We start from the raw sequence: 6293 nt of genomic DNA, 5'->3' as shown, positions 1-6293 counted from the left end.
GCACGGCGGCGCACACCGGCCCGCGCCACGGGCCGCGGGTGCCCGCCCGCCACGTACGCGCGCGCGTGGCTACGATGGGCCAGCCGGAGGCCACCAGGGCCGCGGCGACACCGACCGTCGGGAAGGCCATGCTGAACAAGTACGCGCGTGCATTCTTCACGCGTGTCCTCACACCGTTCGCCGCGTTTCTCATCCGGCGGGGGGTGAGCCCCGACACGGTCACGCTCATCGGCACGGCCGGTGTGGTCGCGGGTGCGCTGGTCTTCTACCCCCGGGGCGAGTTCTTCTGGGGCACGGTCGTGATCACCCTGTTCGTCTTCTCCGACCTGGTCGACGGCAACATGGCCCGCCAGCTGGGCCGCTCCAGCCGCTGGGGCGCCTTCCTGGACTCCACCCTGGACCGGGTCGCCGACGGCGCGATCTTCGGCGGCTTCGCGCTCTGGTACGCGGGCAACGGCGACAACAACGCCCTGTGCGCCGTCTCGATCTTCTGCCTGGCCAGCGGGCAGGTGGTGTCGTACACCAAGGCACGCGGCGAGTCCATCGGGCTGCCGGTCGCCGTCAACGGCCTCGTCGAACGCGCCGAACGGCTGGTGATCTCGCTCGTCGCGGCCGGTCTCGCGGGCCTGCACAAGTTCGGTGTGCCGGGCATCCAGTGGCTGCTGCCGATCGCCCTGTGGATCGTCGCCGTCGGCAGTCTCGTCACGCTGATCCAACGGGTCGTCACCGTCCGCCGCGAGTCCGCCGAGGCGGAGGCCGCCGCGGCCCGGCAGAGCCCCAGCGAGGCCGCGAAGTGAGCGCCGCCGAACGGCTCACCGACGGGCTGTACGGGCTCGGCTGGAGCACCGTCAAGAAGCTCCCCGAACCCGTCGCGGTCCGTCTCGGGCAGACCATCGCCGACCTCGCCTGGAAGCAGCGCGGCAAGGGCGTGCGGCGCCTGGAGTCGAACTACGCGCGCGTGCTGCCCGACGCCGGCCCCGAGCGCCTGCGCGAACTGTCCCGCGCGGGCATGCGCTCGTACCTGCGCTACTGGATGGAGTCCTTCCGGCTGCCCGCCTGGAGCCGGGAGCGTGTGAAGTCGGGCTTCGACCCCAAGGACATACATTTCCTGACCGACGGGCTGGCCGCCCCCGAGGGCCTGATCCTCGCGCTGCCGCACATGGCCAACTACGACCTCGCGGGCGCCTGGGTCACCACCAAGCTGGAGACGCCGTTCACGACGGTCGCCGAGCGGCTGAAGCCCGAGACGCTGTACGACCGTTTCGTCGCCTACCGCCAGGGCCTCGGCATGGAGGTCCTGCCGCACAGCGGCGGCTCCGCGTTCGGCACCCTGGCCCGCAGGCTGCGCGACGGCGGCCTGGTCTGCCTGGTCGCCGACCGGGACCTGTCCGCCTCCGGCGTCGAGGTCGACTTCTTCGGTGAGAAGACCCGGATGCCCGCGGGCCCGGCCCTGCTCGCCCAGCAGACCGGCGCGCTGCTGCTCCCGGTCACGCTCTGGTACGACGACTCGCCCGTCATGCAGGGCCGCGTGCACCCGCCGATCGAGGTACCCGAGTCAGGCACCCGGGCCGAGAAGACGTCTGTCATGACACAGGCGCTGGCCGACGCCTTCGCCACCGGGATCGCCGACCATCCGGAGGACTGGCACATGCTGCAGCGGCTGTGGCTCGCCGACCTCGACCCCGCGAAGGGACCCTCGTGAGAATCGGGATCGTCTGCCCGTACTCCTGGGACGTGCCCGGCGGCGTCCAGTTCCACATCCGCGACCTCGCCGAGTACTTCCTCCGCCTCGGCCACGACGTCTCCGTGCTCGCCCCGGCCGACGACGACACCCCGCTGCCGCCGTACGTCGTCTCGGCCGGCCGCGCCGTCCCGGTGCCGTACAACGGCTCGGTGGCCCGCCTGAACTTCGGTTTCCTGTCGGCCGCGCGGGTACGGCGCTGGCTGCACGAGGGCGCCTTCGACGTGGTCCACATCCACGAGCCGACCTCGCCCTCGCTGGGCCTGCTGACCTGCTGGGCGGCCTCCGGCCCGATCGTGGCCACCTTCCACACCTCCAACCCCCGCTCGCGCGCGATGATCGCCGCGTACTCCATCCTGCAGGCGGCCCTGGAGAAGATCAGCGCCCGGATCGCGGTCAGCGAGTACGCCCGCCGGACGCTGGTCGAGCACCTCGGCGGGGACGCGGTGGTCATCCCCAACGGTGTCGACGTGGACTTCTTCGCCAAGGCCGAGCCCAAGCCGGAGTGGCAGGGCGACACCATCGGCTTCATCGGCCGTATCGACGAGCCCCGCAAGGGCCTGCCGGTCCTCATGAAGGCCCTTCCGAAGATCCTGGCCGCCCGCCCGCAGACCCGCCTGCTGGTCGCGGGCCGCGGCGACGAGGAGGCGGCGGTGGAGGACCTCCCGAAGGAGCTGCGCGCGCGCGTGGAGTTCCTCGGCATGATCAGCGACGAGGACAAGGCGCGCCTCCTGCGCAGCGTCGACCTGTACGTCGCCCCCAACACGGGCGGCGAGAGCTTCGGCATCATCCTCGTCGAGGCGATGTCGGCCGGCGCCCCCGTGCTCGCCTCCGGCCTGGACGCCTTCGTGCAGGTTCTCGACCAGGGCGCCGCGGGCGAGGTCTTCGCCAACGAGGACGCCGACGCGCTCGCCGAGGCCGCCGTGCGACTCCTGGCGGACCCGGAACGCCGCACCGAACTGCGCGAACACGGCAGCGCCCACGTACGGCGCTTCGACTGGTCCACGGTCGGCGCGGACATCCTGTCCGTCTACGAGACGGTGACGGCCGGCGCGGCAGCGGTCGCGGCGGACGAGCGCACGACAGGACTCAGGGCACGCTTCGGCCTGGCCCGGGACTGAGGCTGCGCCCACGGGCCGGGGCCGGTCGGGGGCTGAGGCTGTGCGGTCTCGGGGCGGACTTGGCCCGGGACGGAGGCCGCGGGCGGGGGGTGGGCCGGCTCGGGATGGTGGCTCTGTGCGGTTCGCTTCGGCGTTCAGGCGCAGGACAGCCGGGGTGTGTTCGGCCCGACGGCCGGCGCCCCCGGGTCACTTCGGGCGCAGGGCGGCCTCGGCACGGGCCGGGCCGGTGCGGCGGGCGGGCCGAGTTGCCCCAAGGGCGGCCGGAGCCGGTCTGGGATCGCCGTGAGGGGCCGGTTCGCGCAGCCGATAGCCTTCCGGCGTGACCGCAACCCTCATCTGGATCCTCGTCGCACTCGTCGCGATCGGCGTGTACCTGAGCTGGACGGCCGGGCGGTTGGACCGGCTGCACGTGCGGATGGACGCCGCACGGGCCGCGCTCGACGCGCAGTTGCTGCGCCGGGCCTCCGTCGCGCAGGAGCTGGCCACCTCGGGCGTGCTGGACCCGGCCGCCTCGATCGTGCTGTACGAGGCCGCGCACGCCGCCCGGCAGGCCGAGGAGGAGCAGCGGGAGGTCGCCGAGAGCGAGCTGAGCCAGGCGCTGCGCGCGGTCTTCGGGGATCCGGATCAGGTGGAGGCCGTACGGGAGGCCCCGGGCGGTGAGGAGGCGGCCCGTGAGCTGGCCGAGGCCGTCCGAAGGGTCCCCATGGCCCGCCGCTTCCACAACGACGCCGTGGGGGCCGCCCGCAGGCTCCGCGAGCACCGCAAGGTCCGCTGGTTCCGGCTGGCCGGTCACGCCCCGTTCCCCCTGGCCTTCGAGATGGACGACGAGCCCCCCGCGGCCCTGGTGGAGCGGGCCTCCTGAATCCCGGGAGAACCCTCCCTGGACGAAAAGGATCCACCGGCTTGCCATTGGCCCTTGCTGTGGCCTGGTCCACTCCCGTTTCCTCGATGCTGCAGAGAAACCTTCTTTCACTTCAGTGAGGTCACCCGTGTCCACCATCGAGAACCAGGCTCCCGAGACCGGCACCGCGCGCGTGAAGCGTGGCATGGCCGAGCAGCTCAAGGGCGGCGTGATCATGGACGTCGTCACGCCGGAGCAGGCGAAGATCGCCGAGGACGCGGGCGCCGTCGCGGTCATGGCCCTGGAGCGGGTCCCGGCCGACATCCGCAAGGACGGCGGCGTGGCCCGTATGTCCGACCCGGACATGATCGAGGGCATCATCAACGCCGTCTCGATCCCGGTCATGGCCAAGTCCCGCATCGGCCACTTCGTCGAGGCCCAGGTGCTGCAGGCCCTCGGTGTCGACTACATCGACGAGTCCGAGGTCCTCACCCCGGCCGACGAGGTCAACCACTCCGACAAGTGGGCCTTCACCACCCCGTTCGTGTGCGGTGCCACCAACCTGGGCGAGGCCCTGCGCCGCATCGCCGAGGGCGCCGCGATGATCCGCTCCAAGGGCGAGGCCGGCACCGGCAACGTCGTGGAGGCCGTCCGCCACCTGCGTCAGATCAAGAACGAGATCGCCCGCTTGCGCGGCTTCGACAACCACGAGCTGTACGCCGCCGCCAAGGAGCTGCGCGCCCCGTACGAGCTGGTCAAGGAGGTCGCCGAGCTGGGCAAGCTCCCGGTGGTCCTCTTCTCCGCCGGCGGCGTGGCCACCCCGGCCGACGCGGCCCTGATGCGTCAGCTCGGCGCCGAGGGCGTGTTCGTCGGCTCCGGCATCTTCAAGTCCGGCGACCCGGCCAAGCGTGCCGCCGCCATCGTGAAGGCCACCACCTTCTACGACGACCCGAAGATCATCGCGGACGCGTCCCGCAACCTCGGCGAGGCCATGGTCGGCATCAACTGCGACATCCTCCCCGAGTCCGAGCGCTACGCGAACCGCGGCTGGTAACTCTCACCCCCAGAGGACTGCACGAAACACATGACTGACGCACCCGTCATAGGCGTCCTGGCCCTCCAGGGCGACGTACGGGAGCACCTCATCGCCCTGGCCGCGGCCGACGCCGTGGCCAGGCCGGTGCGGCGCCCCGAGGAACTCGCCGAGGTCGACGGCCTCGTCCTGCCCGGCGGCGAGTCCACCACCATCTCCAAGCTGGCCATCCTCTTCGGCGTGATGGAGCCCCTTCGCACGCGCGTGGCCAACGGCATGCCCGTCTACGGCACCTGCGCGGGCATGATCATGCTCGCCGACAAGATCCTCGACCCGCGCTCGGGCCAGGAGACAATTGGCGGCATCGACATGATCGTGCGCCGCAACGCCTTCGGCCGGCAGAACGAGTCGTTCGAGGCCGCGGTCGACGTGAAGGGCATCACGGGCGATCCTGTGGAGGGCGTCTTCATCCGCGCCCCCTGGGTGGAGTCCGTGGGTGCCGGGGCCGAGGTGCTCGCCGAGCACGACGGCCACATCGTCGCCGTCCGTCAGGGCCATGTGCTCGCCACGTCGTTCCATCCGGAACTGACCGGCGACCACCGTGTGCACTCCCTGTTCGTCGACATGGTGCGCGCCAACCGGGCCCCGGAGTCCTTGTAGGATCTCTGACGTTCGTACAGAGATTGGTTACGCGAAGGAGACAGGCAGATGTCCGGCCACTCTAAATGGGCCACGACGAAGCACAAGAAGGCCGTGATCGATGCCAAGCGCGGCAAGCTCTTCGCGAAGCTGATCAAGAACATCGAGGTCGCGGCGCGGATGGGCGGCGTGGACCTCGACGGCAACCCGACGCTCTACGACGCCGTCCAGAAGGCCAAGAAGCAGTCGGTCCCGAACAAGAACATCGACTCCGCGATCAAGCGGGGTGGCGGTCTCGAGGCCGGCGGCGCCGACTACGAGACGATCATGTACGAGGGCTACGGCCCGAACGGTGTCGCGGTGCTCATCGAGTGCCTCACCGACAACCGCAACCGCGCCGCCTCCGACGTCCGCGTCGCCATGACCCGCAACGGCGGCTCCATGGCCGACCCGGGCTCGGTGTCGTACATGTTCAGCCGCAAGGGCGTCGTCATCGTCCCCAAGGGTGAGCTGACCGAGGACGACGTCCTCGGCGCCGTCCTGGACGCGGGCGCCGAGGAGGTCAACGACCTCGGCGAGACCTTCGAGGTCATCAGCGAGGCCACCGACCTGGTCGCGGTCCGCACCGCCCTCCAGGAGTCCGGCATCGACTACGACTCCGCCGAGTCCAGCTTCGTGCCGTCCGTCCAGGTCGAGCTGGACGAGGAGGGCGCGAGGAAGATCTTCAAGCTCATCGACGCGCTCGAGGACAGCGACGACGTGCAGAACGTCTTCGCCAACTTCGACGTGAGCGACGAGATCATGGAGAAGGTCGACGCGTAACGCTCCGCGGGTTCAGCGGATTTCCGGCGGGGGGGGGGGGGCCCTCCCCCCCCCCCCCCCCGAAAGTGCGAGGGGGCCCCAATCCAGAACAAAAAA

At 70.9% G+C, this 6293-nt stretch carries 7 protein-coding genes; all 7 read left to right on the top strand.

Annotated features, from left to right (window positions below; all coding sequences use genetic code 11):
• The first annotated feature begins 74 nt into the window (after positions 1-74).
• The 7 genes from pgsA (at position 75) to ABT288_RS33895 (ending at position 6197) form a co-directional block, all read left to right on the top strand.
• A complete protein-coding gene (pgsA, locus tag ABT288_RS33925) occupies positions 75-797 on the top strand; it encodes a phosphatidylinositol phosphate synthase (protein WP_351616123.1) in 723 nt (240 codons plus the stop codon).
• Complete coding sequence (locus ABT288_RS33920; RefSeq protein WP_351616113.1) at positions 794-1702, top strand: phosphatidylinositol mannoside acyltransferase; 909 nt, start codon at positions 794-796, stop codon at positions 1700-1702. The genes pgsA and ABT288_RS33920 overlap by 4 nt, the downstream gene beginning before the upstream one ends.
• Complete coding sequence (locus ABT288_RS33915) at positions 1699-2862, top strand: glycosyltransferase family 4 protein (RefSeq protein ID WP_351616110.1); 1164 nt, start codon at positions 1699-1701, stop codon at positions 2860-2862. The genes ABT288_RS33920 and ABT288_RS33915 overlap by 4 nt, the downstream gene beginning before the upstream one ends.
• Positions 2863-3181: 319 nt before the next feature.
• On the top strand, positions 3182-3724 hold the full coding sequence (locus ABT288_RS33910) for a LemA family protein (protein WP_351616108.1): 543 nt from the start codon (positions 3182-3184) through the stop codon (positions 3722-3724).
• 127 nt (positions 3725-3851) lie between these two features.
• Complete coding sequence (gene pdxS, locus ABT288_RS33905) at positions 3852-4757, top strand: pyridoxal 5'-phosphate synthase lyase subunit PdxS (protein ID WP_351616105.1); 906 nt, start codon at positions 3852-3854, stop codon at positions 4755-4757.
• 30 nt (positions 4758-4787) lie between these two features.
• Entirely contained in the window at positions 4788-5396 is a 609-nt protein-coding gene (gene pdxT / locus ABT288_RS33900; RefSeq protein WP_351616102.1) for a pyridoxal 5'-phosphate synthase glutaminase subunit PdxT, read from the top strand.
• Between the two features lie 48 nt (positions 5397-5444).
• On the top strand, positions 5445-6197 hold the full coding sequence (locus tag ABT288_RS33895; protein WP_351616099.1) for a YebC/PmpR family DNA-binding transcriptional regulator: 753 nt from the start codon (positions 5445-5447) through the stop codon (positions 6195-6197).
• The last annotated feature ends 96 nt before the right edge of the window (positions 6198-6293 follow it).

This window comes from Streptomyces sp. NPDC001093, assembly GCF_040298985.1.
Lineage (GTDB): Bacteria > Actinomycetota > Actinomycetes > Streptomycetales > Streptomycetaceae > Streptomyces.
Note: the sequence above shows the minus strand (reverse complement) of the source record. Positions and strands in the feature narration are given on the sequence as shown.

Bases quoted from the DNA above. Each gene is read 5' to 3' on its own strand.
- pgsA (WP_351616123.1), top strand. From the start codon at position 75: ATGGGCCAGCCGGAGGCCACCAGGGCCGCGGCGACACCGACCGTCGGG.
- pdxT (WP_351616102.1), top strand. From the start codon at position 4,788: ATGACTGACGCACCCGTCATAGGCGTCCTGGCCCTCCAGGGCGACGTA.
- ABT288_RS33895 (WP_351616099.1), top strand. From the start codon at position 5,445: ATGTCCGGCCACTCTAAATGGGCCACGACGAAGCACAAGAAGGCCGTG.